Consider the following 24,914-nt stretch of genomic DNA (forward strand, 5'->3'; position numbering starts at 1 on the left):
GTCGCCCGCGTTCATCCAGCTCTTCGACCAGACTTCGATACTTAGACCGAAGCCAGCACACAATGGTCTCGTCTCTCATCCCTGCTCTTGTGCAGAGGCTCTCCACTCCGGTCAATCACTATTGCGGTAAGTTGTTTCCTGCCACCGCCTTAGCACCAGTCTGCCTTCCCGAAGAAGGACGTTTGTCTCAGCATGAACCCAAAGATCCGATCCGTCTGTTCCCACAAGATCGTGAACGACAAACGGTTCATGTGACTACGCACGGTGCGCGTATTGGCCGTGCTGGCGACACGCTTACCGTTGTCGACACTGAAGGCAGCAAGCAGGTGTTTCCTATTCGTTCGGTCGGCGAAGTCGTCGTGCACGGCAACGCACAAATCAGTACGCAAGCAATTCACTTGTGTGCCTCGCAAGAGATCGGCGTACATTGGTTCACGGGTGGCGGTCGTTATATTGGCGGACTTGCCGCTGGCGCTTCTCCTGTACAACGCCGACTGCGTCAATTTGAGGCCTTACATGATCCCGGTATGGTGTTCCGCCTTGCCCGGCGGCTCGTTTTCGCTCGTGCCGCTGGACAACTCAGTTTCTTATTACGGGCCTCACGCGATAAAGATCGAGCAGCGTGCGGGATCGACGAGGCCGTGCAAGGTATTCGCAATGCGTTGCGCGCAGTGGATCATGCGGAAGGCATCGATTCTCTACGTGGGCATGAGGGTGACGCGGCCCGGCACTATTTCTCCGCTCTCCCCGCACTGCTGCGGGAAGACCTCGATGAACGTTTCCGTTTTGACGGTCGTAACCGTCGTCCCCCCCAGGACCGGCTCAATGCCTTGCTGAGTTTTGGCTACGCGCTGCTCTATCGTGATGTCCTTCAGGCCATTATCACCGTTGGCTTAGAACCAGCCTTTGGCTTCTTTCACCGCCCCCGCTCGGCAGCGCATCCGCTCGCACTTGATCTGATGGAATTGTTTCGTGTGCCGTTATGGGATTTGCCGATGATCGCTTCTGTCAATCGCTTGCAATGGGATGCGGATGCTGACTTCACTTGTGCGGGTAAACAAGTCTGGCTCAGTGATCTTGGTCGTAAGAAAGCCATCGAAATATACGAACGGCGCAAAGAGGACCAGTGGAAACATCCAGTTACTGGGTATTCACTGTCTTATGCACGACTGATTGAGCTGGAGACCCGTCTCCTTGAGAAAGAGTGGAGCGGCGAGCCAGGACTGTTTGCGCGCATGCGGCTGAGGTGAACGATGGCAGAACAACGCTACTGGTATCTCATCTGTTATGACATCCGTGAGCCGAAACGCTGGCGCCGCTGCTTCAAGCTGCTCAAAGGGTACGGAGAAAGCTTGCAGTACTCCATTTTTCGTTGTCGTTTAACCAAACGGGAGTTAGAACGGCTGCGCTGGGAACTCGAAACCGAACTTGCGGAAGAAGATAGCTTGATGCTCGTCGGCCTTTGCCCCGGCTGTTCAAAACGTATCATCGCTCGCAACGCTAAAGAGGAGTGGGTACAAGAGCAACCGCATTTTCAGTCTTATAGCTGTTCCATGTCAACGCAGAGAATTCATGCACCGAACGCTGTGTGAGTCTAGCGTGAGACGAAATTAAGCTAACGGCTGAGGTTCTTTGAAAAAAAGAGAGTTTGCGAGAAGGACCAAGTCCATGCATGAAAAAACTGAAATGCGGTAGCCGCGTTAGACTGCGTAGAAAACAGAAGCAATGGCCCTAACAAGAAAACGAACTGAGGTACTTGCCAGGTTAAGAAGAAACAGGAGAGAAAACAGATAGTTACAAATGAGCCGTGAATTTCCCTGTGATGCCGCAAGGCGTTGAGCACACCAGAATCGTGCGGTGATGGGACTGGTGTTCACGGTGTGAATTTCCCTGTGATGCCGCAAGGCGTTGAGCACCCAAAAGGATGGAACTTAACGACTGGATTCTCTACGTGAATTTCCCTGTGATGCCGCAAGGCGTTGAGCACAAGTTCAAATACCGCTCGAAAGAGTTTTTCTTGTATGTGAATTTCCCTGTGATGCCGCAAGGCGTTGAGCACATTCCATCCAAATTCCCCGCAATCAATTCCCCTCGTGAATTTCCCTGTGATGCCGCAAGGCGTTGAGCACGTGATGGGACAGTTCTCCCCCCCATGCTCTAGAATGTGAATTTCCCTGTGATGCCGCAAGGCGTTGAGCACGCACGCTCCATCGTGCGTTCGTTCATGACAACGATGGTGAATTTCCCTGTGATGCCGCAAGGCGTTGAGCACGTAGAGAAGCAGTGCGCGGCGTATCCGGCGCAGCTTGTGAATTTCCCTGTGATGCCGCAAGGCGTTGAGCACGTCGGCGCTGCGTTCCGTATGCAGCTTGGCGACATGTGAATTTCCCTGTGATGCCGCAAGGCATTGAGCACACCCGCTCCAGCGTTGCCCGCGCGTGTCCATCGACGTGAATTTCCCTGTGATGCCGCAAGGCGTTGAGCACACCGATCGTACGCCGTGGAACTCGTTCTTCAGCATGTGAATTTCCCTGTGATGCCGCAAGGCGTTGAGCACCTGTTCACGAGAGACGTACGAACCTCTTCCTTCACGTGAATTTCTCTGTGATGCCGCAAGGCGTTGAGCACATTTCTTGTTCCTGAAATCCGTCATACAACAAGCCGTGAATTTCTCTGTGATGCCGCAAGGCGTTGAGCACGTATCACCGTGGTATCGAGAAGGTCTGGAGGAGAGGTGAATTTCTCTGTGATGCCGCAAGGCGTTGAGCACTCTTCGAGGCTCTTCGTCATTTCCTGTAAACCCAGTGAATTTCTCTGTGATGCCGCAAGGCGTTGAGCACCGGCACGTCATTTTAATAACCCTTTCGTGATGGAGGTGAATTTCTCTGTGATGCCGCAAGGCGTTGAGCACGTTAACGTAGATGGGCAGGTTGTCACAATCACGTGTGAATTTCTCTGTGATGCCGCAAGGCGTTGAGCACTTGCGCTCTCCGGCGTAATATAACAGACCGTTAGGGTGAATTTCTCTGTGATGCCGCAAGGCGTTGAGCACAAGGGGGTCCAAGGCAAAGGCGGAAAGTACGCCTCCCGTGGTGAATTTCTCTGTGATGCCGCAAGGCGTTGAGCACATCAGGCGCAACCTGGCCCGGCCATATAGTGGTGAGTGAATTTCTCTGTGATGCCGCAAGGCGTTATATTTTCTTACCAAATTCCCTTCCTCCTAAATTTTCCCCTGTCTGGCCGATAAATTCTCACAGCATTTCAAATCTCACTTCGGTCAGTGGGGGACGGAGGAAATCTTTATGTGTCGTTTGTTTGTGTTTGCTGTCGCAGCGATGGTGATCGTCTCTGCATCGTGGGCTCAGGCGGGATTCTCAACTTCAATCATCAAACCAACGCCAGTGGGCGCGAACGGCGTGATTAGTGACGCGTTCCCTGCCGCAGAAACGACCTATTATTTCACGGTCGATGCGCAACCTGGGACCTTACTTACGCAGATCTCCTATCAAGGCCGTGAGGGCGCCGACCAAGCGTTGGAGTTCGCGTTGCTGAACGAGAGCGGCAAGAAAGGCGAGTGGTATTGGATTCACGGCTCGGGTGCCGTCGAAGAGGCGACACGCAGTTTTCCCATCGATAAAAAGGGGAGACAGGTTGTGAGTCTGACCGTGAAAGGGCCGGAAACCGGTGGCTTTCGTGTCGAGCTAGGCGGCTCTGCGTTAAACGGAACCGTGACCAACGCGCAGCAAGTGCACAACGGGCTCTCACGATCGATCTTCACTCCGACCCCGGTCGCCGAGACTGGTGTCATTGCCGGTGCACTTCCTGGCACTAACACGAAGGCAACGTACTACTTCGTCATTCGTCCAAAAGCCGGGGACTTGCTGACGCAGATTTCTTATAAAGGGCGCAAAGGAGCACGCAAGGAGTTAACGCTGCAGCTACTCGACACAGACGCGCGCGGTGCGGATTGGTACTGGATTCATGGCTCTGACCCACAAGAAGAAAGCACCCGGAGTTTTCCTATTGATAATAGTGGAGAAAAGCTTCTGCGCGTCACTGTGCAAGGGCCGGAGAGTGATCGTTTCTGTGTTCTCCTCGGTGGCACCGCACTACCAACAAATGGTGACCAAGACTGTTGGCCTGCAGCACAGAGTGGCGCGGGAAAGCGTCAAACGGAAAACACCGCGACGACTGATCTGCGTGCCGCCAAGATCGACGTGGTCGAGTCCAAGTGCGAGCAACGGCTTCGCATTGGCGCCGATGTGCTCTTCGATTTCGATAAATCCGAGACTCGTCGTGAAGCAGCACCAACGCTTGACGCCGCGGCGAAGCATCTGCGCGCTTCGCAACATGCCGCTCGCGTCGAGGGCCACACCGATGGCAAAGGAGCCGATGCGTACAATCAGCCTCTGAGCGAGAAACGCGCGGCCTCAGTACGCAACTATCTCGTGCAACATGGTGTCGCCAGCGATCGCATCACCAGTATGGGATTCGGCAAGACACGTCCGATCTCTGCGAATACCAATTCTGACGGGTCAGATAATCCTGAAGGGCGACAACAAAATCGTCGCGTGGAACTTGTCATTGACACCTGTGCGCAGACGGCAAGCGTGGGGCGGTAAACTGGTCTCCGCCACAAGTGGTTGACCTCACCCCTCTCCCCTCTCCATGACTGGAGAGGGGAACTCGAACGGTGTACCGAACACACCTGCGACTCGCAATCCGCCGTTCTCCAACCTTGAACAACTCCATCATTGAGCCTCATTCCGCTTTTGGCTATGGTGACCGCCGGAACAGGGAGGTCGCATCGTGGCTCAACGTGCAGGCTCACCATCTCAGTCTATTCGTCTCGGTTTCTGGGCACCGGTCTATGGCAATTGGATTTTTTCCAAACAGCCGGACACGCACAATGCGTCGTTCGACTATACTCGCCGTTTGACAACGCTGGCGGAAGATATTGGCTTTGCCACGTTGCTTCTCGCAGAGCATACCTTCAATCCGTTCGACCCGGAGAGTGATCAGCTCGAAACCTGGACCTCTACCGCTGGTCTCGCCACGATCACCAAGCATATTGAGCTGATGCCAGCCGTTCGTCCAACGTTCAAACATCCGGTGCTAACCGCCAAGATGGCCGGCAACATCGATCAGATGAGCGGTGGCCGCATGGCGATCAATTTGGTTTCTGGTTGGTGGCAGAAAGAAAGTGATGCGATGGGGATCGCAAGTCTTCCCCACGACGATCGCTATCAACGCTCAACAGAGTATTTGACCATTCTCAAAGGTTTGTGGACGCAGCCGCACTTCAGTTTCTCTGGTCAGTATTATCAGGTAAATGATATCACCCTGGCGCCTTTCCCTCTTCGCAAACCACATCCACGCATCTATCTGGGTGGTGAGTCAGACATCGCCCAACGACTCGCGGCTCAATTGGCAGATGAGTATCTCATCAATGGCCGTCCGGTCGCAGAAACACAACAGCTCATTGACCATGTACGACCATATGCCGCGGAGTGCGACCGTCACTTACAGTTTGGCATTAGTGCGTTCGTCATCTGCCGCAAGACAGAAGCAGAAGCGTGGGCCGCACATGCGCGTCTTCACACTCTCCGCGCGGAAGAAATGATTCCCGGTGTTGATCGTAAAGTGCAGATGATTCGCACCTACGCCTATCGTCCTGGCGCGGTGGGCTCGAATGGTGGTACTGATGCAGGGTTAGTCGGCACCGCGCAACAGATCGCTGATCGCCTGCGGGCGTTTCGTGATGTCGGAGTCACAACGTTCCTGCTGCAGTTTCACCCAATGTTAGAGGAGATGCAGCGGTTTGGCGAAGAAGTCGTTCCGTTGTTGGAGCAAGCTGGCGTGTGGCAGCGTCCATAACACAGCGTAAAACAGGAGGACAACAATGAAAGCCTTAGTATTCCTTGGCATCGGCAAGGTGGGAGTGGTCGAGAAACCCATTCCTGACCCAGGCCCCAACGATGCGATCATCAAAACGACCGCGTCGCTCATTTGTACGTCTGACGTGCATACCGTACGCGGAGTCATTGAGATTCCCAGTGGTCGTGGTCTCGGACACGAAAGCGTCGGTGTCGTCTACAAGCGTGGCGCCAATGTCACTCGCTGCAAAGAAGGCGACCGTGTCGCCGTGTGCGCGATTACCCCCTGTGGTCATTGCGAGAATTGCCAACGCGGCTTCACGTCGCAATGTGGCGGCATGCTCGGTGGCTACAAATATACCACCCAGCGCGACGGTAACCTCTCGGAGTATTTCTTCGTCAACGATGCTGACTACAACCTGGCACCAATTCCTAAAGCGCTGAGCGACGAACAAGCAACCTATACCACAGACATGCTCACTACCGGTTTGGCGGGCGCTGAAAATGCCAAGATTCCACCCGGCGGTACGGTTGCCGTCTTTGCCCAAGGTCCGGTGGGCCTCGCGGCGACAATGATGTCCCGCCTTCTCGGCGCTGGATTAGTCATTGCCGTAGAATCCAAAGCTGATCGTAAAGCTCTCGCCAAGAAGCTTGGCGCTGATGTTGTTGTTGATCCGACACAAGGTGACGTGGTCGAACAGATTCGCCAACTCACCGGCGGTGAAGGAGTTGATTCAGCAATCGAAGCCCTGGGTCATCCGGTCACGTTCGAGAATTGCATTAAAGCGACACGTCCTGGGGGAGTCATCTCAAATGTCGGCTATCACGGCGAAGCCGGGAATACCTTACAGATCCCTCTGCCGGATTTCGGTTTAGGAATGGGCGACAAGCAGATTCGCACGGCGCTGTGCCCCGGCGGGCGTGAGCGGATGATGCGCTTGCTACGACTCATGGAAAGTGGTCGTCTTGATCCAACACCGATGACAACACATCGCTTGCCGTTCTCACAAGTTGAGAAGGCGTTTCATATGATGGAGACGAAAGAGGACAATATCGTCAAACCGTTGATCACGTTTTAATAGGCAACCTACAAGGAGTTCTCTATGGCCTTTTACCAACTCGATCCCGAAGTTACCCCGCAAGCCGTGGGTATGGATAACGCAACGGTCAACAAGATTGCGGCGATGTTCCGCACCGAAGTCGAGTCAGGAAAATTGTTTTGGGGTGCGCAGCTCGCCATTTACCGGCGTGGTAAAAAGGTGCTCGACATTGGTGGTGGACTCGCACGTGCGAGTGATCAGAAACCGGTGACACCAGAGACGATGTTCGTGCTCTATTCGTCGACCAAAGGGCTCGCGGCACTCGCGATGCACCTGCTGCGCGATCGTGGTCGCTTTCAGTATGACGATCTCGTTTCTCGCTACTGGCCAGAATTTACGCGCAACGGCAAAGAGCACGCTACCATCACGCATGTTCTCGGTCATCGCGTGGGAAATACGGTCGGACCGGACTGGCTGACACATAAATTGTGGGGCGACCGTCAGAAATGCGCGCAGGCAATGGAAGAGTTGACACCACGCTGGACGCCAGGGGAAGCGAATGGCTACCACCCGCTCAACTACGGCTTCATGATTAACGAGCTGCTGTTACGCATCGACGGACGAGATTGTGGCCGCCTCCTCAAAGATGAAATCTTCGCTCCGTTAGGATTGAACAGCGTGTTTGTCGGATTGCCGGAGTCAGAAGAAGCGAGAGTTGCGTGCGTCTATGAGGCACCATCAGATCGTGACTCGATCTCACAAATGGCGACACTGATGGGTTTCACTCCCGATGAGGAATACTTTGCTTTTCAGCGGTCACTCAATTTTGACGAAAAAGTCGCGGCAGCGTCGTTACCATTTCCCGAAGCAGCCAACATTTTTAATCGCCCAGAAGTTCATCGTGCGGTGATTGCTGGTGGCGGGGGAATCGCATGCGCTCGCGACATGGCAAAAATTTATGCCATGCTTGCACAAGAAGCACAGTGGAAAGGGAAACGGTATCTTTCGACAGAAACCTTGCAACGCTCAATCTTGCCAACGAACGAACCAGGGGCGATCGATCGATCACTTCGCATTCCTATCATCTATGGCTTGGGGTGGATGCTGGGACATCTCGCCCGCGGCGCGAGTTTGCGCACCTTTGGTCATCCGGGCAAAGGTGGGCAGACATGCCTGGCCGATCTTGATCGCGAGTTGTCGTTCTCGTTTCTCAACACGGGCCAGAAGGATTATGTTGAGTTTGCCAAGTTTTCGACGGAATTGGTTTCGCTGGCCTTTGATGCGTGTCGATGACTTCCGCGTATGCTATTCGTACATTGCCTGAAACGCCTACTAAGCGTGTCAGCCTAAGCGAAGCGAAGAATCTCTCTGCGAACCCCTTCACGGAGTTTATCCTGAGCGTCGTCGAAGGGTTCAGAGTGACAATCTTAGCAGGCCTCGCTGCTCCACGTTGATGATCATGAAACATGCCCTCCTCATATTCTGTTCTTGGTGGTTCAACCTCGCTGCTGCCCATGCATCCGCCGACCCAGAATTCGGCATCCGCTTGTTCAACGACAAACAGTGGACCTCCGCACAGCAGTTTTTCGAGTCGTTTACCGCCAAGCACCCAACCGATGCCATCGGGGCCTTTTACTTGGGGCGTACCCTATTCGAGCAGCAACAGTACGAAGGTGCCGTCGAGTGGTTAGAAAAAGCCACCCTTATCGACAGCGTGAACTCCCAATATCACCTTTGGTTGGGTCGGGCGTATGGCTATAGCGCGCAACGGGCTAGCATTCTGTGGCAATTTCCTCTCGCTCGCAAAGTGAAGATCCACTTTGAGAAAGCAATTGAGCTTGATCCTGATAATATCGATGCCCGCGCTGATTTAACTGAGTACTACCTCAAAGCTCCTCGCATTCTCGGTGGCGGCAAGGAAAAAGCCGAAGCGCAGGCCCATGAAATTAGTCGGCGGAATCTCCAAGAAGGCTTACGGGCATGGCGGATGATTGCCGCAGAAAGTGCCCAGGAGTACGTTCACGCTGAGCAGGAACAGCAACCCCTAGAGCAGGAAACAACTGCCGAGAAAGGCGTTCTCCCATGAGCATCACTCACAATTACGTACAAACCAACGGTATCCGTATGCACGTGGCCGAAGCTGGCAGTGGGTTTCCGGTGCTTCTGTGTCACGGCTTTCCTGAATTGTGGTACTCCTGGCGGCATCAGCTGACCGCACTGGCCGATGCTGGATTTCGTGCCATTGCTCCAGATCAACGCGGCTATGGCGAAACAGATGCACCACAGCCCATTGATGCCTACAGTATTCATCACCTTGTCGGCGATCTCACTGGCTTACTTGATGCACTAGAGATCGACAAAGCGGTGATCGTCGGTCACGATTGGGGAGGACTCGTGGTGTGGCAAATGGCACTGCTCGCACCCCAGCGCGTTGCAGGAGTTGTCGGCGTCAATACCCCGTTCTTCCCGCGACTGCCCATCTCACCTCTGACAGCGATGCGTGCCACATCACAAGGGAACTTCCATTACATTTTGTATTTTCAAGAACCTGGAGTTGCAGAGGCGGAGTTAGAACGTGATGTCCGCCGCTCGTTACGCGGGTTTTATCAAGGGCCGAATCGCGAGGCGATGGAATTGCTTCGGAACACGCCGCTTGGTGTTTTTGGCCCGGCTGGCGGTGGGTTGCTTGATCGGTTACCGGATGCCCCGCACGGTAACTTCCTCACACCAGAAGACTTCGGAGTCTTTGCCAATGCCTTCACAAAAAGTGGGTTTCGCGGCGGGCTCAACTGGTACCGCAATTTTGACCGTAACTGGGAAACCACGGCGTACCTCAACAATGCCAAGGTTCTGCAGCCAGCGCTGATGGTTACCGCAGAACTGGATGTGGTTTTACGCCCAGAATTAGCGGTCGGTATGGACAGATGGGTGCCGAACTTGCGACGCACAGTGTTGATCGAAGGTTCAGGCCATTGGACACAACAAGAAAAACCTGACGCCGTGAACGCGGCGTTGTTGGAGTTTTTGCGGGAGTTTCTTGGCACCAGATAATAGAGCCTCGATCAAGCTACCCTGGAAACCTCGGCCCATAACAATCACCGCGCCATAAAGAGTATAGTCGCATCGGACTCAAGCAGTGCAGCACTCTCGTTCTTATGCAGAGATTGCTTCGTCGCTTTCACGCCTCGCAATGACTTATGCGGGTTCTCAATACTCCCTATCCATTGCGCCGTTCATGCTTCGACAGGCTCAGCACGAACGGCGAGATTACTCCAGCGGAAGGAAGCGTGAAAAAGCAGGAAGGTTGCGCACCAAAGCTTCGGCCCGGATTTCCTCCTTGAGGTAGAGTTGGACATACACATCAAGTGTCTCCGTTGGCGATGCAGACTGCCACACCAGTGGCAACGATCCGAGCGTAAGAATCCGGTCTAGGTCAAAATCTTTCGCCAGTTCTTCAGGAAGCAGTGGAAACATCTGCTTCCGTAACGCCCGTCCCGCCAGTAGATTCACACCAGCTTGTTTCAACTTGCGCGCACTCAATCCTAACAATACGAACCGCAATTTCTTTTCTTCGATAAGAAGATGGACATAATTCAAGAGTGTGGGAATACGTTGTATCTCATCAACAATGACCCAGCTCCCTCGTGGCAATCCTTCTAATTCGAGACGGAATAGCGTGGGGTTTGGCAGGATGTTCTGGTAGACCCCTTCGTCGAGCAGGTCGATGCGATGAGCGCGGGGAAATACCCGCCGCGCCCAGGTACTCTTTCCTACACCACGCATGCCAAAGAGAAAAAAGCTTTGTTTGGGAGGAGAAAGAACTCTTGCGTACTCTTGCTCTGCCATAGTGCCGTAAAAAAACGCCGCAAATTTACCTCAAGGTAGCAGCGTGTTGAGAGTGCAGCAAGACGCAAGAAATTGCGGATTGCGGATGAGTAACACTTGAATTCTCCTTGTCCCTCATTCCACAGTCCACAATCGCCAATCCGCGATCCCTCTATTTCCCCTGAAACTTCGGCGCGCGTTTTTCAGTCATGGCAGTAATGCCTTCTTTCGCGTCTTCGGTGGTCCAAGTGTAGGCTTGATATTCGGATTCAACTTCGATTGCTGCCTCTAAAAGATCGGCGTCGTTTCTATAAAGCGCGCGTTTGGCAAGCCGCACGGCGATCGGTGCGCTGTTAGTCGCAATTTCTCGCGCGAGTGACATCGCCTCATCCATGACTTTTTCTTGCGGCACCACGCGGTTCACTAAACCCATCGCAAATGCTTCCTCGCCGGTATACAGCTTGCCAGTGAAAATCACCTCACATGCCTTCGCCATGCCGACAATGCGTGGCGTGGTGTAGGTACCTGCCATCCCAGGGTGAATGCCAAGACGCACGAAGTTGAGTCCCATACGTGCGTTAGCAGCAACAACACGCATATCGCATGCGAGTGCGACGCAAAAACCTGCACCAACGGCGGGGCCGTTAATCGCTGCGATCGTCGGAATTTCTAACTGTCTGAGAGCAAGAAATTTTTTATAGAAAACCTTTGGAGCGCTCTGCTTCGAGCCGGCTGTTGTTCGGCTTTGCAAATTGCTCTTGGTGCCGCCGGCACAGAACGCACGTCCAGCACCAGTCAACACCAATACTCGCGCTGAATTATCATCCTTGAGCGAGTGCACGAGTGCCGTGACCTCATCCCCCATCTCCGCGCTCATCGCGTTGAGATTCTCCGGATGGTTAAGGGTCAATGTCACTATGCCATCTTGGCGATCAACAAGAATGTGTTCATACGTGGCCATATCGTCTCCTCCTTTTGCTACTTGATTAGCACAAATAGAAAAGGGCGCGACTCGGCGCGCCCTTCGTTCCTGTTCTCACTACGACTTCACGTCACGGAGCGTTTTCTCTCACCATGAGCGACAGACCCTACGACGTCGTCACTTCTTGTTTCTCTTCTTGTTTTGTTTCTTGTTTGGCCTCTTCTGTGGGCTTCCCTTCTTCTCCACTGGTGCGTTTCGCGCGAACCGGTGCTTCGATCATCACTGCCGCAGGATGCTGTTGAAGGAAATCGATCTTGACTCGCTCAGTATCGATCGCAACATGCCGGTTAATGGTTTCCATAATATCTCGACGCAAGGCTTCCATTTGGTCTGCCGATAGTCCGAGGCGGTCGTACGCCAGGACGATCTGGAGACGCCCTTTCGCCTCGTCCTTGCTTCCTCTAGTTCCGAAGAACCGCTGAACGAGATCTCCCCATGCCATAATATTATCTCCTGAAGAACAGTTTACCGAGACGGTGCATGATTCCGCCATGCCCGTTCAGTTCGGGAATCGGTACTTCTTCTCCGAGAATTCGACGGACAATTCGATCGAACGCTTTCCCTGAACGAGACTGTTCATTCAGGATTACCGGCGACCCACGATTACCGGCAACCACCACCTCGTCATCCTCAGGCACAATCCCGAGCAGTCGGACAGCTAAGATGTCGAGGACATCTTGCTGGTTAAGCATATCCCCGCGCTTCACCATGTCGGTAGACATGCGATTGATAATCAGTTGTGGTTCTCCCAGTGACGACTGTAACAATCCAATAACACGGTCGGCATCACGCACTGGCGATACGTCAGGAGTAGTAATAACAATGCCCTCATCTGCACCAGCAACAGCATTACGAAACCCTTGTTCAATTCCTGCCGGACAGTCGATCAGGACATAGTCGAAATCTTCCTTGAGCTGTGCGACCACCGCTTTCATCTCGTCAGGGGTGATCGATTCTTTCTGATCGACCTGCGAGGCCGGTAACATCGAGAGCTGTGGAAACCGTTTGTCTTTTACGAGGGCTTGGCGTACCTGACACCGACCGCGCACGACATCGACGAGGTGATAGACGATACGGTTCTCCAGCCCCATGATGATGTCGAGGTTACGCAATCCGATGTCCGCATCAACCAACGCGACTTTTTGGCCACGTCGTGCGAGTCCAAGACCGATGTTTGCAGTCGAAGTCGTCTTTCCGACTCCGCCTTTTCCCGAAGTGACGACTATTGCACGTCCGCCCATGGCGTGGGCCTCCTATAATTTTCCTTGGTAGGGTTCAATAATAATCCGCTCGTCCTTCACACGAGCAACTTCTGGCCGTTGAGCACGCGGATTGAGCTGCCCTTCTTCTGCACAGGCAATATACGGTCCAATGCGCAACTGCAGTGGCATTAAATTCAGCGCCACAACCACCGCAGACGGGTTGTCTGGATACCCAGCATGCACCACTCCACGTAAGGTGCCAAAGACAATAGTATCCCCGCCGGCGATAATCTCCGCCCCTTGATTCACATCCCCCACCAACACCACATCGCCATTGAAGACGTGTTTCTGTCCCGAACGTAAACTCCGACGTAAATACAGCGCCGTCGGGTACTCGGGCGCCTCTGGTTGTACAGTTTTTTTCTCCTGCGCTGCAACAATCAGCTCCTCACGAACGGGAAGTCCTTCTCTGTACAGAAGGTCTCGACTCTTCTCAGTCGCTGCTACAGCGTAGCGCAACAGCAACCCTTCGCGATGCAAGATTTCTTTTAACTGACGCCACTCATCTTTTTGTAGATTGCGCTCGCCAAAATGCAAAACCACAGGCGAGTCGCGGAAAAATCCCTTGGCTCGTGCGAGTTCTTCTTCTACCGCATGAATCACCTCAGGAAACGACGCACGATCATCGAAGAGGAACGTCGTCCCTGACTTGAGTCCCTTGATAGTAAACAGCTCCACACCCCTCTCACGCAGTACGAAATCTTTGACTGTCAGCCGAATTGGCTCAGAGCGAGCCGTAGAACACTATAGCGTGTAGCAAAAAAATATCTAAACCACAATATCTAGTAGCGTAGGCGCTCAGCTTTTCGCGATCAATCAGACAAGAAATGAGGTTCTGAGCGAATGCGGATGACCAGAAATTGAGCATGCACCCCATGAGATGCCTCTCCTTGTTTTTGCTGAATGCTGACGACTGATCGCTGACCTCTCATCTCAGCCCCCGTTGCGGCCATCACAAAGGACACTATAACATTGGCCGAGTATCGTCTGAGGGAGGAGGTGAGTAACGGCATGCATCGAGAACGAGATCGCGAAATCCGCCGTCGTCGTAAGCGGCGAGAAAAACGACTCAAAGCCCGCATCAAAGAATTAAAAGCGCAGGCAAAGAAGGCCTAAGAAGAATGAGTAGCTAGTAGTCCGTAGCCAGTATGACAGGAATAATCAAGAGTTAAGAGTTAAGAGTTAAGTGTCAGGTCTCATAACATCGCGCACTAAGAATTCGTCGAATTTCTTGGATTTTTGCACAAAAATGAGTACGCGATGTCATGAGACTCGACAGTTAAGAGTTAAAAATGACGATTGAGAAAATGAACTATAGTGTTTCTCCTTTTGCTTTTGCAACTTTTCACTCTTCACTCTTCATTCTTCACTGATCTCTCTCACCGCGCCTTGAGTAAATATCGAGATTCTCCAGACCGCAGTTCCACTGCGTCCGGACGAATTTTCACTACAGTCAATCCCTCAACCGAGTCACCTTCGTGAGCCAACATGGCGGGGCCAGTCCCCACTTTAATCGAGACTACGCGCTTGTCTGGATCAGCCGACCATTGCAGAAAAGCAAGTGACGCACCCGGCGGTGCACCGGTAGGGGTATCACGTGTCGGTGCTGAAGCAGCGACAGGAGGGGGAGTTGGCCGTGCGGCGACTGGGGCCTCAGCAGTCGATGGCGTACGCTGATCCGGCGTTTGCGGGCGAGGTGTGACCTTCGGCGCTACCGCAGCGGCCCGACGATCCCGTGCCGTTGGTGGAGGAAGCGGCGGCGGCGCTACGATGCGATCATACGGTGAAGAACTCACAAACGGCGAACGTTGGACAACATCTGATAACGGTGATGGGCGATAGAGCGCTTCAGTCCCCTGTCTGTGCGGAGCATTGCCAGTGAAATTCGGTGAACCTCCACCATTGCCTGCATCACGTCGTACCCTCGGCGCAGCGGCAGGGGCTATCCCCGCAGCGGCAACTTGTGCCGGGTCAGAGGGCACAGCCATCATATGCTTGTCCGGAAGAACCACGGGGGCAGCCCCTGGGGTAATCTGAGCAACTTGCGGAGGGGGTTGCCCTGTCATTTCCCCTCCACCACCTGGCCCAGACGGCACGTGCCCTGGTGGAGGTGCGGGTTGCGGCGGCGGGGATTCTTGTCTACGGCGATGCGGTTGAGGAGGTGCGGGTTGCGGCGCACTCGTCACTTGTGGTGACGCTATCGATGGTGGTGGTGTTTCTGTTACTGACGCTGTCTCGCTCGAAGGCCACAACATCCAGGTTGCCCCGAAAGCGATACCAGCCGCGACAAGTCCGCCACCGACGACTCCCCACGAAAAACGAGAAGAGCGGGGTCTACGAAAATCGAATCGAGTCGGGTTCGACAACAATCGTGCACGGACATCTGCTTCCTGTGCTCGCTTCTCTTCTTCGACTTTCCGTAAAGCGTCAAGAATTGTACTCATAGGATGGAACTGTTCCTTCGTGCGTCACCTGTGCTGCTGCTCCTTGGAATGCTACGGGCGTCTCAGTCGGTCCAAGCTTCGTCCCAGCTCCCAAACTAGGATGGGCATAAGAGGAAAGAGAATTATACAGCAAGATCATCGTGAGTGGGCCAGCAACACCGTCTGGCGTGAGGCGTTTGGCACGTTGAAAGCGTGCGACTGCGGCTTCCGTCTGTCGACTGAACACCGTCTCGCGCCCAGCGGCAAGCGCCAAATCTTTGCTGCCTTGGGCCTTGGTCAGCATCGCGTGTAAGCGTTTGACATTCTGCCCAACACTTCCCACCGTCAACGGTGCACCGATTCCTTCATAATCTTTCCAAAACATATACCCTTTGCCAAACCAATTCTCATTGAGGACCCGTAACGGAAGTTCTCGCTCACGATCAAGAAACACGCGGCAGCGCTCGCCAGACAGTCCAAGCAACAAAACAAAGCGGCTTGTTTCTAACTCTGGAACAACTAGTTCCATAATCATCGGGAGATCGAGAAGTGAGAGGAGATTTGCACTGCCGGTTAACGGCAGATACTCAAGCTGACGTGCACGAGCAATCGCCGCTAAATCAAGCGTCCCCCGTCGCCATTCTTTTTCTCGCAACCCCTCAACATTCCACGCGCGCAACAATCCGTCAGTCGTGCGAATAGCGCTATCAACCATATTGAGTGCACGCAGGTCGCGGAGGAATTGTTCAACCAACGCCTGATCGGCATCTGCGTCCGATTGCGCGGGCACAGGGACCGGAGCGTTTTCTTTCACAGGAGGTTCAGGGGACGCCACAACAGCGGGAGTCGGTTCTGCAACAGAGCGCGTCTCCTTGGTTGCCAGAGCTGGTGCAGGAACAGGAACCGAAGGAGCAGTCTCTGCCACCACTACCCCAGTTGTCGGAGTTGCCGATGTCACACCTTGTTCTTTCCGTTCCTCACGACTTGTCACAGTTGCCATTGGCGATGTCGCCTCACGAGTAAACCACCCACGACCAGCAGCAAAGGCAGCGACCAGACCAATGGTCGCCAAGAGCAGTGCGGCCAGCGCTGCCTTGAAGGGAAGCGATCGTCCCCAGAGAAATTGGCGCGCTTCTTGTCCGTGGCGACGGAGTTCTTTCATCGCCTGGCGCACCACATGAGAATCAATCTTCCGCTCCTCTTGCGTATAGGCAACCAACAGTGCGCGATGACTGAGGACGTTAATCAGGCGTGGGACTCCTCTGGAGAATTGATACACCAGGCGTATCGCCCCTGGAGTGAATGCAACAGGTGCCCTTCCACCGCCAGCAACCTGCAGACGATGGCGGATGTACGCACCAGTGTCATCCACCGGAAGCGGCTTTAAATGCCAACGCAGCGTGACGCGTTGGTCAAGTTGTGCAAGGTCTGGCCTTGCTAATGTTTGTGCCAGTTCAGGTTGCCCGACCAAAACGATTTGCAGCAGCTTGGCTCGTTCAGTTTCAAGATTCGACAACAACCGCAATTGTTCGAGCACGCTGGGTTCGAGGTCCTGCGCTTCGTCAACAATCACAACCGTTCGTCGCCCTGCACGTTGTTGGGCGAGAAGGAAACGGTTCAACTCATCGGTCAGCTCTTTCTTGCTTGACGAAGAGGAGGGGAGCCCTAAATCGGCATTGATCGTTTGCAGCAACTCCAACGAAGACAGAACGGGATTGAAAATATAGGCAATGGTTGTTTGGGTATCGAGGTTACGGACCAGGGTTCGGAGGAGCGTCGTTTTCCCCGCCCCGATCTCACCGGTGATGACAACGACCCCACCTCCCTCTTTCACACCAAAGAGAAGGTGCCCCAATGCTTCCTGATGATTTGCGCTCAAAAAGAGGTAATCAGGGTCCGGCGTCAGACGGAAAGGATTATCGCGAAAGCCGAAGAAGGATTCGTACATAAGCAAAACGTCATGCGTCAAACGTAAGACGAAAAACGTAGAGTATTCTTCATCCAATTACGTTTTACGTTTCACGTTTTCCATGTTCTTCTCTACGTAGCATACTGTTGCCTTGTCAGAAACACTGGCGGATCATTGCCTTCTCACAGGAGATTGGCTAAACCAGTGCCCATCATGTCACACGCACGAGATCCTCGATACGCGGCTTCTGGCGTCGATAGTACCAAAGCTGAAGCTGGCTTGTCCCTGTTGAAAACTTGGATAGAAAAGACTTTCCCCCTAAACCCACAGGCTCGACCACACCTCCCGTTAGGCTATTTTGCCAACATTATCCGTCTCGATGGACTGAATATTGGAATCGCCATTTCGACTGATGGCGTAGGGACCAAGTTGCTGATCGCCGAAATGCTCGGCAAGTATGACACGGTCGGCATCGACTGTATCGCCATGAACGTCAATGACCTGCTGTGCGTCGGTGCGACCCCCATCTCGTTTGTTGATTATATTGCGGTCGAGGAACTCCATCCTGAAGTGTTAGGAGAGATTGGCAAGGGGCTGTTCGTCGGTTCGCAGCAAGCACGTGTCAGTATCTCAGGTGGTGAGATTGCTCAGCTACGTGACATGATTCGCGGTGTGCGCCCTGGTGGCGGCTTTGACCTGGCTGGGACAGCCATTGGCACGGTTCTGCTCGACAAAATCATTGTTGGTGAAAACGTACAGCCTGGGGATGTCGTTATTGGGCTCGCCAGTAGCGGTATTCACAGTAACGGGCTGTCTCTGGCCCGGCGCGTGTTACTCAAAGAGACCGAACTCACAGTTGATAGTTATATGCAAGAGTTTGGTCGCACGGTTGGCGAGGAATTGCTTGAACCCACGCGCATCTATGTTCCAGAAATCACGGCGATGTTCGCCGCCAATCTGAAGATCACTGCACTTGCCCACATGACTGGGGATGGATTTTTCAATCTCACGCGCACGGCCAAGCCGGTGGGCTTCCGCATTCACACGCTCCCGCCTCTCTCAGCGATTTTCTCAGTCATTCAAGAAGTTGGCAAACTCACTGATGCTGAGATGTTCCAGGTCTTTAATATGGGAATCGGCTTCTGTATCGTCGTGACGCCAGCGGATGCCGAAAAGGTCATACAGATTGCTACGGATCACAATGTCCGCGCCTGGCGAATCGGAGAAACCATCGCCTCAGAAGAACGAACTGTGACGATTGAACCACGCCATCTATCGAGTCGTGACGGCAAATTCGTCTCTCTCTAGAGAACCTGTATCATGCTCGACCTTCAAACATTGAATCGCGAATCCCTCGTGCAGCTCACGGTCTATGGCCGTAAGACCGGGAAACCGCACACGGTAAAAATCTGGTTCGCCACTGATCCGAGCAAAGGGAAAGTCTACGTGACCTCTGCACGCGGATCGGACGCACAGTGGGTGAAGAACCTGCGGAAGAACCCACAAGTGGCCTTACAGATTGGCGATACCTCATTCAAAGGCACTGCCACATGGCGTGAAGATGATAGCGTGCGGACCGAAGTGATTCCGTTGTTCTTACAGAAATACTTCCTGGCCAAAGTCTTCAAATGGATCGGCTGGTATAAGACGATTTTTGCCTTTGAGATTATACCGACAGAAACGTAATACGTAATACGTAACCATCATCTCTTCCCTCTTACGAATTACGTTTTACGCATTACGCATTAGATCAAAAACGTTAAGTTCGGAATCGGTTCCCCCGCATTCACGAGCATCACCTTCTTACCGAACATTTTCAGTTCACCATTGACGGCACGCAGTTGATGAATCGTGTGGCCAGCCCAGAGATGTGTTTCGTGTTTGGCTTGCAGTGATAGTTCGACAAGCAAGAAGTTCGAGCCGACGACAAACTCACCAGTGCCAGTTTTTTCGATCTCGATATTCGAGATCAGGCGCCGCATCGACGAGGCTGGCGTTTGACTGTAACGGAAGCCGCTTTTGAGTAATCGCAGGCGCGTGGCAATGCGTGCCCGATTATCGTAGATGTGCGAGATGTGCCGATTGGGATCAGCATCTTCTTGGGTCGTCGCTGGCACCCAATAGATCGCATCATCTTCCCACAATGCTTCCCATTCGTTATAGCGCGACTCATCCGCCAGCCGCGCTTCTTTGTAGAGGAAGGCTTCAACAGCTCTGTGTTCGGCAGCTGTAATCATATTACGCACTCATCACTGTCCGGTAGTGCTTCCAAAAAGCTCGGTTCGTCGTTTCATCAGTCAAATGCGACACACGTCGCCCTTCTCCATCGACCTCTTCACGATGCAACCCACGCCCGATATCGAGCCACTCGGGATTACGAGCAGCTAAGCCGACCTGATTACGACTGGCAATCGTCGCATCATCAGCCGTCAAAAAGGAAGCTGGCCCCATCGCTGCTTCGCTCTGCCGCAGTAAGCGGATATTGAATTCTGGCACGCCCTTGAGAAACATTGGCGTATGCCAGTGAATACATTCATTGACACTGACCGGCTGCATAATCACGATGTTCATTTCAGCAAGAAAGAGATTAGGAAAAATGATCGCATGCGGTGGACCATCGAAGGTATATTTCTGCGCCGCTTCTTTGCCATAGCGTTGCTCCATCGCTGAGAGATAACGGGCAAACTTCCCTTCTGGACCGCCACCGAACCAATCGAACGGACGTTTGTAACCTGGCGCCCAATCGATCTCCGTGTGCCCGTTGCCCCAATCGCGTAACACCGCACGGACATCTTTTTCGTTGCCAGCAAACAAGCTGTATTGGGAATTGATCGACTTGATAAAACTGGCGTGCGTAAAGGTCAAATGATAACCATCGGTGTCATTCTCCGGTAGCATCTTCCAGTTCGCACCATAGCGATGCCGTATCCAACCAGCAGTGAGTTCGATTTCTCCCTCAGGGGAAAGATCGCAGGCGCGATCAATGAGCTTGGTAGCAATACCGAGATGGTCAGCGAGAGACACATCGGTTGGCTGCAGACAGGCAAAGACAAACCCACGATAGCTATCGATCCGAGCGGCCCGTGCTAAGCCATTCTTACTCTTATCGAAGCTCTGCGCGAAACCACCAGGGTGGGCAACACTTAAGAGGTTACCACCCAGATCGTATGTCCAACCATGATAGGGACACACAAACGCTTTGGTGTTGCCTTGTTCTACGGTACAGACGGTCGAACCACGATGCGCACAGCGATTAAGCAGGACACTCGGGCTTCCGTCTTTTTCTCGAACGAAAATCACAGGCTGTCGCCCGATCGCACGCGTAAGAAAATCGCCGGGCCTGGGAATCTCACTCTCATGGCCGATAAACACCCAGCCACGATAAAAGATCCGCTCCAACTCTTCCTCAAAGATACGTGGGTCGGTATAGAGCGTCGCGTGAACACGGTCGTCTTTCACTAAGACATCATATTGTGGTGCGGTTTCCTGGAGCATGGTGATATCCTTAAAAATAGTATTCAGTCGTCAGTTATCAGTATGTAGCAAACGCAGTATCCACAAAAAACTCAGACCTGACAACTGATAACTGACAAGCACAAGCCGGCAGCTATCTCATCGCACCCCACGGAAAAAGGCACGAATGTCATCAACGAGGAGTTGTGGCTTTTCCATCGCGGCAAAGTGACCACCAGCAGGCATCGGTGTCCAGCGTTGTACGTTATAGGCACGTTCGGCCCACTCGCGTGGTGGCCGGGCAAGCTCTTTAGGAAACGCCGCGAACCCGGTTGGAACAGTGATCTTCTCGTCCTTGGCTAACAACCACGGATGATGGCGTTGTTCGTAATACAAGCGGGTCGACGAGTTAATCGTCTGCGTAATCCAATAGATCATCACATTGGTGAGTAATTGATCTTTGGTATACGAGTTCTCGGGATTTCCATTACAGTCACTCCAGGTGCGGAACTTCTCGACGATCCACGCACACAATCCGACAGGTGAATCATTGAGCCCATATCCGAGGGTCTGCGGTTTGGTCCCCTGAATGTTTTGATAGCCAGTCTCCTCAGATTGCCAGCCTTTCATCTCTTGCATCCAGGCTTGCTCGGCGGCAGAGAGATTCTGCCGGTTGGCAGGATGTGGAGCGACACCAACCATATTGAGATGAATGCCAACGACATGCTGGGGAAAAGCGAAACCTAAACGAGAAGTGACTAACGCACCCCAATCTCCCCCCTGCGCACCATAGCGCGAGTAGCCGAGGACATCTTTCATCAGCGTACCGAACCACTCGCCAATACGGATCACATTGACTTTGCGTTCATGGGTAGGATCAGAAAAGCCATACCCAGGCAGAGAGGGGGCAATGACATCGAACGCATCCGCCGGATCACCACCATGCGCGGCAGGATCAGTCAATGGACCGAGGATTTGCATGAATTCATAGATCGATCCCGGCCAGCCATGCGAGATAATCAGCGGTAAGGGCTTCGGGCCTTTGCCACGTTGGTGAAGGTAATGAATACGTTGACCGTCGATCGTGACCTTAAAATGCGGCCACTTATTGAGCTCACGCTCCTGTGCACGCCAGTCATATTTCGTGCGCCAATAATCAACCAACTGTTTGATATAGGCGAGATTCGCCCCATACTCCCAACCGGTATCAGGCACTTCTCCAGGCCAGCGTACGCGGTCGAGTCGCTCGCGCAGGTCGGCGAGTTCAGCATCAGAGACATGAATCGTAAATGGCTCGGGCTTGGTATATGCCACAGCACCCTCCTTATTCTTGAAGGTAACGTTGAGAATTCCATGCCAGGCTGCAGTCCTCGGTTAGAGGCTTGAGAGAGGAAGCCAGTCCCTAAAGCCTGAAGCCTATAGCCTATAGCCTTTTTTCATTCCTCACTCTTCATTCTTAACTCTTAACTGGCTTTGTTTTCCTCCTCACCTCTTCTCGCTGCTCCATCCGTTCGCGAATTTCCCGCTCCTGCCCTCGTTCAGTCGGCGCATAATAGCGTCGTTCTTTCAGCTTATCGGGAAGATGAGTCTGTTCGACGACAGCATCGTCGTAATCATGCGCGTACTGATAGCCCTTATTGTATCCAAGGCCTTTCATCATCTTGGTAGGCGCGTTGCGAAGATGAAGAGGAACCGGCAGTGGACCATGTTCTTTGACATCTTTTGCTGCAGCGAGCATGGCTTTGTATGACGCGTTCGACTTCGGTGCTGTCGCGAGATAGGTCGCTGCCTGCGCCATGGGAATGCGCGCTTCTGGCATACCCACAAAGTGAATCGCATCACGGGCCGCAATCGCCAGTGGTAAAGCATGCGGGTCCGCGTTGCCAACATCTTCTGCGGCAAAGATCACCATGCGGCGGGCGATAAACAACGGATCCTCTCCAGCTTCTACCATCCGCATCATCCAGTACACAGCAGCATCAGGATCACTTCCTCGCATGCTCTTAATAAAAGCCGAGATAACGTTGTAGTGTTCTTCGCCGCCTTTATCATACAGTAACGCTTTGTGCTGCGCCGCCTCTTCAACCAGAGAGAGATCAAGCGTTGAGGTTCCTTTTTGCCCAGCAAGCATTGCTGTCACTTCGAGGGTGTTCAGTGCCGACCGTGCATCTCCCTGTGCGTGTTGAGCAATGAAAGTCAGGGCTTCATCCTCGGCAGTCAGATGCTGAGTCCCGAGCCCATGCTCTTCGTCTGCGAGCGCACGTCGCAACAAGCGAATCAAATCCTCACTGTTCAATGCTTCCAACACTACTACGCGCGCACGCGACAGCAGCGGTGCAATCACTTCAAAGGAAGGGTTTTCGGTGGTCGCACCGATCAACGTAATCAGCCCACTCTCGACATGCGGCAAGAAGGCATCTTGCTGAGCTTTGTTGAAACGGTGAATTTCATCGACGAAGAGAATCGTTGCTATCCCCGAGCGCCGTCTTTCTTCTTGCGCTTCATCAAGTATCTGTCGCAACTCCTTGACCCCTGACAGCACAGCGGAAAAAGCCACAAACGGTGCGCGGACGGTTTTAGCCAGCAAATGCGCCAGCGTCGTTTTCCCGCACCCTGGGGGTCCCCAGAGAATCAAAGACGGCAGGGTTTTACGTTCCATGATCTGTTTCAGGAGGCGTCCTGGGCCAAGCACCCGCGTCTGCCCCACATACTCCTCAAGCGTACGCGGACGCATACGTTCAGCCAGTGGGGCTTTCTTGGCTGCCACCTTTGCGGCACTATGGGCAAACAAATCATCATCACGGGTTGGCACGGTGCGACATTATACCCGACCACAGCCGACACAAAAGGGAGCGTGGCAGATTTCCGACGGAGCCAGCATGAACACCATTGGTCTTGTCCTCAAACGGAATACCCCAGAAACAGTTGCCCTTGGACGTCAAGTAGCAGCATGGCTCCAGGAACGTGGAAAGACGATCCTGCCAGAAGACCAAACTAGTCAGGAACTCGGCTTCTCTCGTGGCTGGCGCAAAGTTGAGATCATGCAGCGCGCTGAACTCGTCATTGTCCTTGGTGGCGACGGTACGTTGCTCAGCGTTGCTCGCCGTGCCAACGCGCGTGTCGTCCCCATTCTTGGGGTCAATCTTGGCAGCCTTGGATTTCTTACCAGCACAACGACCAGTGAGTTATTTTCGACGCTGGAGCAGATCCTTCGCGGTGAATATGACGTCGAACAGCGCAGTCTCCTCGAAGTGACCCTCGCGCGGAATGACCATCGGATGGAGTCATTTCAGGTGCTCAACGATGCCGTGATCAACAAAGGCGCCCTGGCACGAATTATTGACCTTGAGGCCTGGGTCGATGATCACTACTTGTGTACCTACAAAGCCGATGGCTTGATCGTGGCAACGCCGACCGGTTCTACGGCATATTCACTTGCTGCAGGAGGGCCGATTATTGCGCCAGCAGTAGGTGTCGTGGTGCTCTCGCCGATTTGTCCACACATGTTGACCAACCGTCCGATCGTCCTTCCTGATACTGCGAATATTCGCGTTGTACTACGCACAGCAGAGGAAGACGTCATTCTCACCCTCGACGGCCAAGAGGGACACCCCCTTAAACAAGGTGACACCGTCAGCATCAAACGCTCAGAGAGTACGGTTGCTCTGATCAAACCGCAGAACCGCACGTTTTTTGACGTACTGCGGAGTAAATTGCGGTGGGGGGAAAGATAGTCCAGCGTCTATAAGGACTATGAGGCAAAACTCTACGGTCGCGCAGAAAGTCAAGGCGTCATTGCGAGCGAAGCGAAGCAATCTCTACCCCAAAAATAGCGATTGCTTCGTCGCTTAGAGCTCCTCGCAATGACATGCCCATTTGCTCTCCCTCTTTGCTCAACTGAGGTTTTGTCTCACGGTCCTAAGAAAGTGTTTTTTAATTCGTATTTTCCGTCGTCACCATCCGCAGCGTGCGCCGGATACTGGCCAAGTACACCATAGCGTCACTGGAAACGGTGGTATGTTCGAAGTCCCGACACAAGCGCCGCTAGCGCCCCAGCCAACCGAAGGACCGCTCCACCACCCAGCGGCGGGGCAACACGGTAAAGCCTTTGGCGTCTGCCGAACGGCGCACCACCTCCAAGCGC

Annotated in this window: 22 protein-coding genes and 1 CRISPR repeat array; of the genes, 11 read left to right on the forward strand and 11 right to left on the reverse strand. The window is 53.4% G+C overall.

What is annotated here, in order from left to right; all coding sequences use genetic code 11:
- Positions 1-62: 62 nt before the first annotated feature.
- From cas1 to FJ147_15440, 8 genes are all read left to right on the forward strand, one after another.
- Entirely contained in the window at positions 63-1,250 is a 1,188-nt protein-coding gene (gene cas1, locus FJ147_15405) for a type I-MYXAN CRISPR-associated endonuclease Cas1 (GenBank protein MBM4257273.1), read from the forward strand.
- Positions 1,251-1,253: 3 nt separating this feature from the next.
- Positions 1,254-1,592 (forward strand): CRISPR-associated endonuclease Cas2, encoded by a 339-nt coding sequence (cas2, locus tag FJ147_15410; GenBank protein MBM4257274.1) that lies wholly within the window; start codon positions 1,254-1,256, stop codon positions 1,590-1,592.
- A gap of 215 nt (positions 1,593-1,807) precedes the next feature.
- Positions 1,808-3,199: direct repeats of the CRISPR family, unit length 36 nt; unit sequence GTGAATTTCCCTGTGATGCCGCAAGGCGTTGAGCAC.
- A 103-nt stretch (positions 3,200-3,302) separates the two neighbouring features.
- Positions 3,303-4,622 carry an OmpA family protein gene (locus tag FJ147_15415; GenBank protein ID MBM4257275.1) on the forward strand — a complete coding sequence of 440 codons (1,320 nt, stop codon included), beginning with the start codon at positions 3,303-3,305 and terminating at the stop codon, positions 4,620-4,622.
- A gap of 184 nt (positions 4,623-4,806) precedes the next feature.
- Positions 4,807-5,877: an LLM class flavin-dependent oxidoreductase gene (locus FJ147_15420; protein MBM4257276.1), complete on the forward strand. Its 1,071-nt coding sequence runs from the start codon at positions 4,807-4,809 to the stop codon at positions 5,875-5,877.
- A 25-nt stretch (positions 5,878-5,902) separates the two neighbouring features.
- A complete protein-coding gene (locus FJ147_15425; GenBank protein MBM4257277.1) occupies positions 5,903-6,955 on the forward strand; it encodes an NAD(P)-dependent alcohol dehydrogenase in 1,053 nt (350 codons plus the stop codon).
- A gap of 24 nt (positions 6,956-6,979) precedes the next feature.
- Positions 6,980-8,209: a beta-lactamase family protein gene (locus tag FJ147_15430; protein MBM4257278.1), complete on the forward strand. Its 1,230-nt coding sequence runs from the start codon at positions 6,980-6,982 to the stop codon at positions 8,207-8,209.
- Positions 8,210-8,369: 160 nt separating this feature from the next.
- Positions 8,370-9,002: a tetratricopeptide repeat protein gene (locus FJ147_15435; GenBank protein MBM4257279.1), complete on the forward strand. Its 633-nt coding sequence runs from the start codon at positions 8,370-8,372 to the stop codon at positions 9,000-9,002.
- Positions 8,999-9,967, forward strand: coding sequence for an alpha/beta hydrolase (locus FJ147_15440; protein ID MBM4257280.1), 969 nt, complete (start codon positions 8,999-9,001; stop codon positions 9,965-9,967). The genes FJ147_15435 and FJ147_15440 overlap by 4 nt, the downstream gene beginning before the upstream one ends.
- A 216-nt stretch (positions 9,968-10,183) precedes the next feature.
- On the opposite strand, the gene FJ147_15445 is transcribed toward FJ147_15440, so the two are convergent.
- The 7 genes from FJ147_15445 to FJ147_15475 form a co-directional block, all read right to left on the reverse strand.
- Entirely contained in the window at positions 10,184-10,762 is a 579-nt protein-coding gene (locus tag FJ147_15445; GenBank protein ID MBM4257281.1) for a hypothetical protein, read from the reverse strand.
- A 151-nt stretch (positions 10,763-10,913) separates the two neighbouring features.
- Positions 10,914-11,702: an enoyl-CoA hydratase/isomerase family protein gene (locus tag FJ147_15450; GenBank protein ID MBM4257282.1), complete on the reverse strand. Its 789-nt coding sequence runs from the start codon at positions 11,700-11,702 to the stop codon at positions 10,914-10,916.
- 127 nt (positions 11,703-11,829) lie between these two features.
- A complete protein-coding gene (gene minE, locus FJ147_15455) occupies positions 11,830-12,216 on the reverse strand; it encodes a cell division topological specificity factor MinE (GenBank protein ID MBM4257283.1) in 387 nt (128 codons plus the stop codon).
- The gene (minD, locus tag FJ147_15460; GenBank protein MBM4257284.1) at positions 12,170-12,964 is read right to left on the reverse strand and encodes a septum site-determining protein MinD; all 795 of its coding nucleotides are present in this window, start codon (positions 12,962-12,964) and stop codon (positions 12,170-12,172) included. The genes minE and minD overlap by 47 nt, the downstream gene beginning before the upstream one ends.
- 12 nt (positions 12,965-12,976) lie before the next feature.
- On the reverse strand, positions 12,977-13,705 hold the full coding sequence (gene minC / locus FJ147_15465; GenBank protein ID MBM4257285.1) for a septum site-determining protein MinC: 729 nt from the start codon (positions 13,703-13,705) through the stop codon (positions 12,977-12,979).
- Positions 13,706-14,364: 659 nt separating this feature from the next.
- Positions 14,365-15,429, reverse strand: coding sequence for a hypothetical protein (locus FJ147_15470; GenBank protein ID MBM4257286.1), 1,065 nt, complete (start codon positions 15,427-15,429; stop codon positions 14,365-14,367).
- Positions 15,413-17,356, reverse strand: a complete 1,944-nt coding sequence (locus FJ147_15475; protein ID MBM4257287.1) for a DUF2075 domain-containing protein — start codon at positions 17,354-17,356, stop codon at positions 15,413-15,415. Before FJ147_15475 ends, FJ147_15470 begins: the two co-directional genes overlap by 17 nt.
- 174 nt (positions 17,357-17,530) lie before the next feature.
- Here FJ147_15475 and purM point away from each other — a divergent pair, with 174 nt between their 5' ends.
- Both purM and FJ147_15485 read left to right on the forward strand, forming a co-directional pair.
- Positions 17,531-18,625, forward strand: coding sequence for a phosphoribosylformylglycinamidine cyclo-ligase (purM, locus tag FJ147_15480; protein MBM4257288.1), 1,095 nt, complete (start codon positions 17,531-17,533; stop codon positions 18,623-18,625).
- Between the two features lie 12 nt (positions 18,626-18,637).
- Complete coding sequence (locus tag FJ147_15485; GenBank protein MBM4257289.1) at positions 18,638-19,003, forward strand: nitroreductase family deazaflavin-dependent oxidoreductase; 366 nt, start codon at positions 18,638-18,640, stop codon at positions 19,001-19,003.
- Between the two features lie 59 nt (positions 19,004-19,062).
- Here the strand turns inward: FJ147_15485 and FJ147_15490 are convergent, their stop codons facing one another.
- The 4 genes from FJ147_15490 to FJ147_15505 all read right to left on the reverse strand — a co-directional run bounded on the left by FJ147_15490 (position 19,063) and on the right by FJ147_15505 (position 23,504).
- Positions 19,063-19,554: an aromatic-ring-hydroxylating dioxygenase subunit beta gene (locus FJ147_15490; GenBank protein MBM4257290.1), complete on the reverse strand. Its 492-nt coding sequence runs from the start codon at positions 19,552-19,554 to the stop codon at positions 19,063-19,065.
- Position 19,555: 1 nt separating this feature from the next.
- Positions 19,556-20,812 carry a Rieske 2Fe-2S domain-containing protein gene (locus FJ147_15495; protein ID MBM4257291.1) on the reverse strand — a complete coding sequence of 419 codons (1,257 nt, stop codon included), beginning with the start codon at positions 20,810-20,812 and terminating at the stop codon, positions 19,556-19,558.
- A 117-nt stretch (positions 20,813-20,929) separates the two neighbouring features.
- Positions 20,930-22,084 carry an epoxide hydrolase gene (locus FJ147_15500; GenBank protein MBM4257292.1) on the reverse strand — a complete coding sequence of 385 codons (1,155 nt, stop codon included), beginning with the start codon at positions 22,082-22,084 and terminating at the stop codon, positions 20,930-20,932.
- Between the two features lie 142 nt (positions 22,085-22,226).
- Positions 22,227-23,504 (reverse strand): replication-associated recombination protein A, encoded by a 1,278-nt coding sequence (locus FJ147_15505; GenBank protein ID MBM4257293.1) that lies wholly within the window; start codon positions 23,502-23,504, stop codon positions 22,227-22,229.
- 145 nt (positions 23,505-23,649) lie between these two features.
- Here FJ147_15505 and FJ147_15510 point away from each other — a divergent pair, with 145 nt between their 5' ends.
- Entirely contained in the window at positions 23,650-24,504 is an 855-nt protein-coding gene (locus tag FJ147_15510; protein MBM4257294.1) for an NAD(+)/NADH kinase, read from the forward strand.
- Positions 24,505-24,914: the final 410 nt, after the last annotated feature.

This window comes from Deltaproteobacteria bacterium (genome assembly GCA_016874775.1).
In the GTDB taxonomy this organism is placed as follows: domain Bacteria; phylum Desulfobacterota; class Binatia; order Bin18; family Bin18; genus VGTJ01.

Bases quoted from the DNA above. Each gene is read 5' to 3' on its own strand.
- FJ147_15495 (MBM4257291.1), bottom strand. From the start codon at position 20,812: ATGCTCCAGGAAACCGCACCACAATATGATGTCTTAGTGAAAGACGAC.
- FJ147_15475 (MBM4257287.1), bottom strand. From the start codon at position 17,356: ATGTACGAATCCTTCTTCGGCTTTCGCGATAATCCTTTCCGTCTGACG.
- FJ147_15510 (MBM4257294.1), top strand. From the start codon at position 23,650: ATGAACACCATTGGTCTTGTCCTCAAACGGAATACCCCAGAAACAGTT.
- purM (MBM4257288.1), top strand. From the start codon at position 17,531: ATGTCACACGCACGAGATCCTCGATACGCGGCTTCTGGCGTCGATAGT.
- FJ147_15425 (MBM4257277.1), top strand. From the start codon at position 5,903: ATGAAAGCCTTAGTATTCCTTGGCATCGGCAAGGTGGGAGTGGTCGAG.
- FJ147_15470 (MBM4257286.1), bottom strand. From the start codon at position 15,429: ATGAGTACAATTCTTGACGCTTTACGGAAAGTCGAAGAAGAGAAGCGA.
- FJ147_15430 (MBM4257278.1), top strand. From the start codon at position 6,980: ATGGCCTTTTACCAACTCGATCCCGAAGTTACCCCGCAAGCCGTGGGT.
- FJ147_15435 (MBM4257279.1), top strand. From the start codon at position 8,370: ATGATCATGAAACATGCCCTCCTCATATTCTGTTCTTGGTGGTTCAAC.
- FJ147_15485 (MBM4257289.1), top strand. From the start codon at position 18,638: ATGCTCGACCTTCAAACATTGAATCGCGAATCCCTCGTGCAGCTCACG.
- cas1 (MBM4257273.1), top strand. From the start codon at position 63: ATGGTCTCGTCTCTCATCCCTGCTCTTGTGCAGAGGCTCTCCACTCCG.
- FJ147_15490 (MBM4257290.1), bottom strand. From the start codon at position 19,554: ATGATTACAGCTGCCGAACACAGAGCTGTTGAAGCCTTCCTCTACAAA.
- FJ147_15445 (MBM4257281.1), bottom strand. From the start codon at position 10,762: ATGGCAGAGCAAGAGTACGCAAGAGTTCTTTCTCCTCCCAAACAAAGC.
- minD (MBM4257284.1), bottom strand. From the start codon at position 12,964: ATGGGCGGACGTGCAATAGTCGTCACTTCGGGAAAAGGCGGAGTCGGA.
- minE (MBM4257283.1), bottom strand. From the start codon at position 12,216: ATGGCGGAATCATGCACCGTCTCGGTAAACTGTTCTTCAGGAGATAAT.
- FJ147_15415 (MBM4257275.1), top strand. From the start codon at position 3,303: ATGTGTCGTTTGTTTGTGTTTGCTGTCGCAGCGATGGTGATCGTCTCT.
- FJ147_15505 (MBM4257293.1), bottom strand. From the start codon at position 23,504: ATGCGTCCGCGTACGCTTGAGGAGTATGTGGGGCAGACGCGGGTGCTT.
- cas2 (MBM4257274.1), top strand. From the start codon at position 1,254: ATGGCAGAACAACGCTACTGGTATCTCATCTGTTATGACATCCGTGAG.
- FJ147_15440 (MBM4257280.1), top strand. From the start codon at position 8,999: ATGAGCATCACTCACAATTACGTACAAACCAACGGTATCCGTATGCAC.
- FJ147_15450 (MBM4257282.1), bottom strand. From the start codon at position 11,702: ATGGCCACGTATGAACACATTCTTGTTGATCGCCAAGATGGCATAGTG.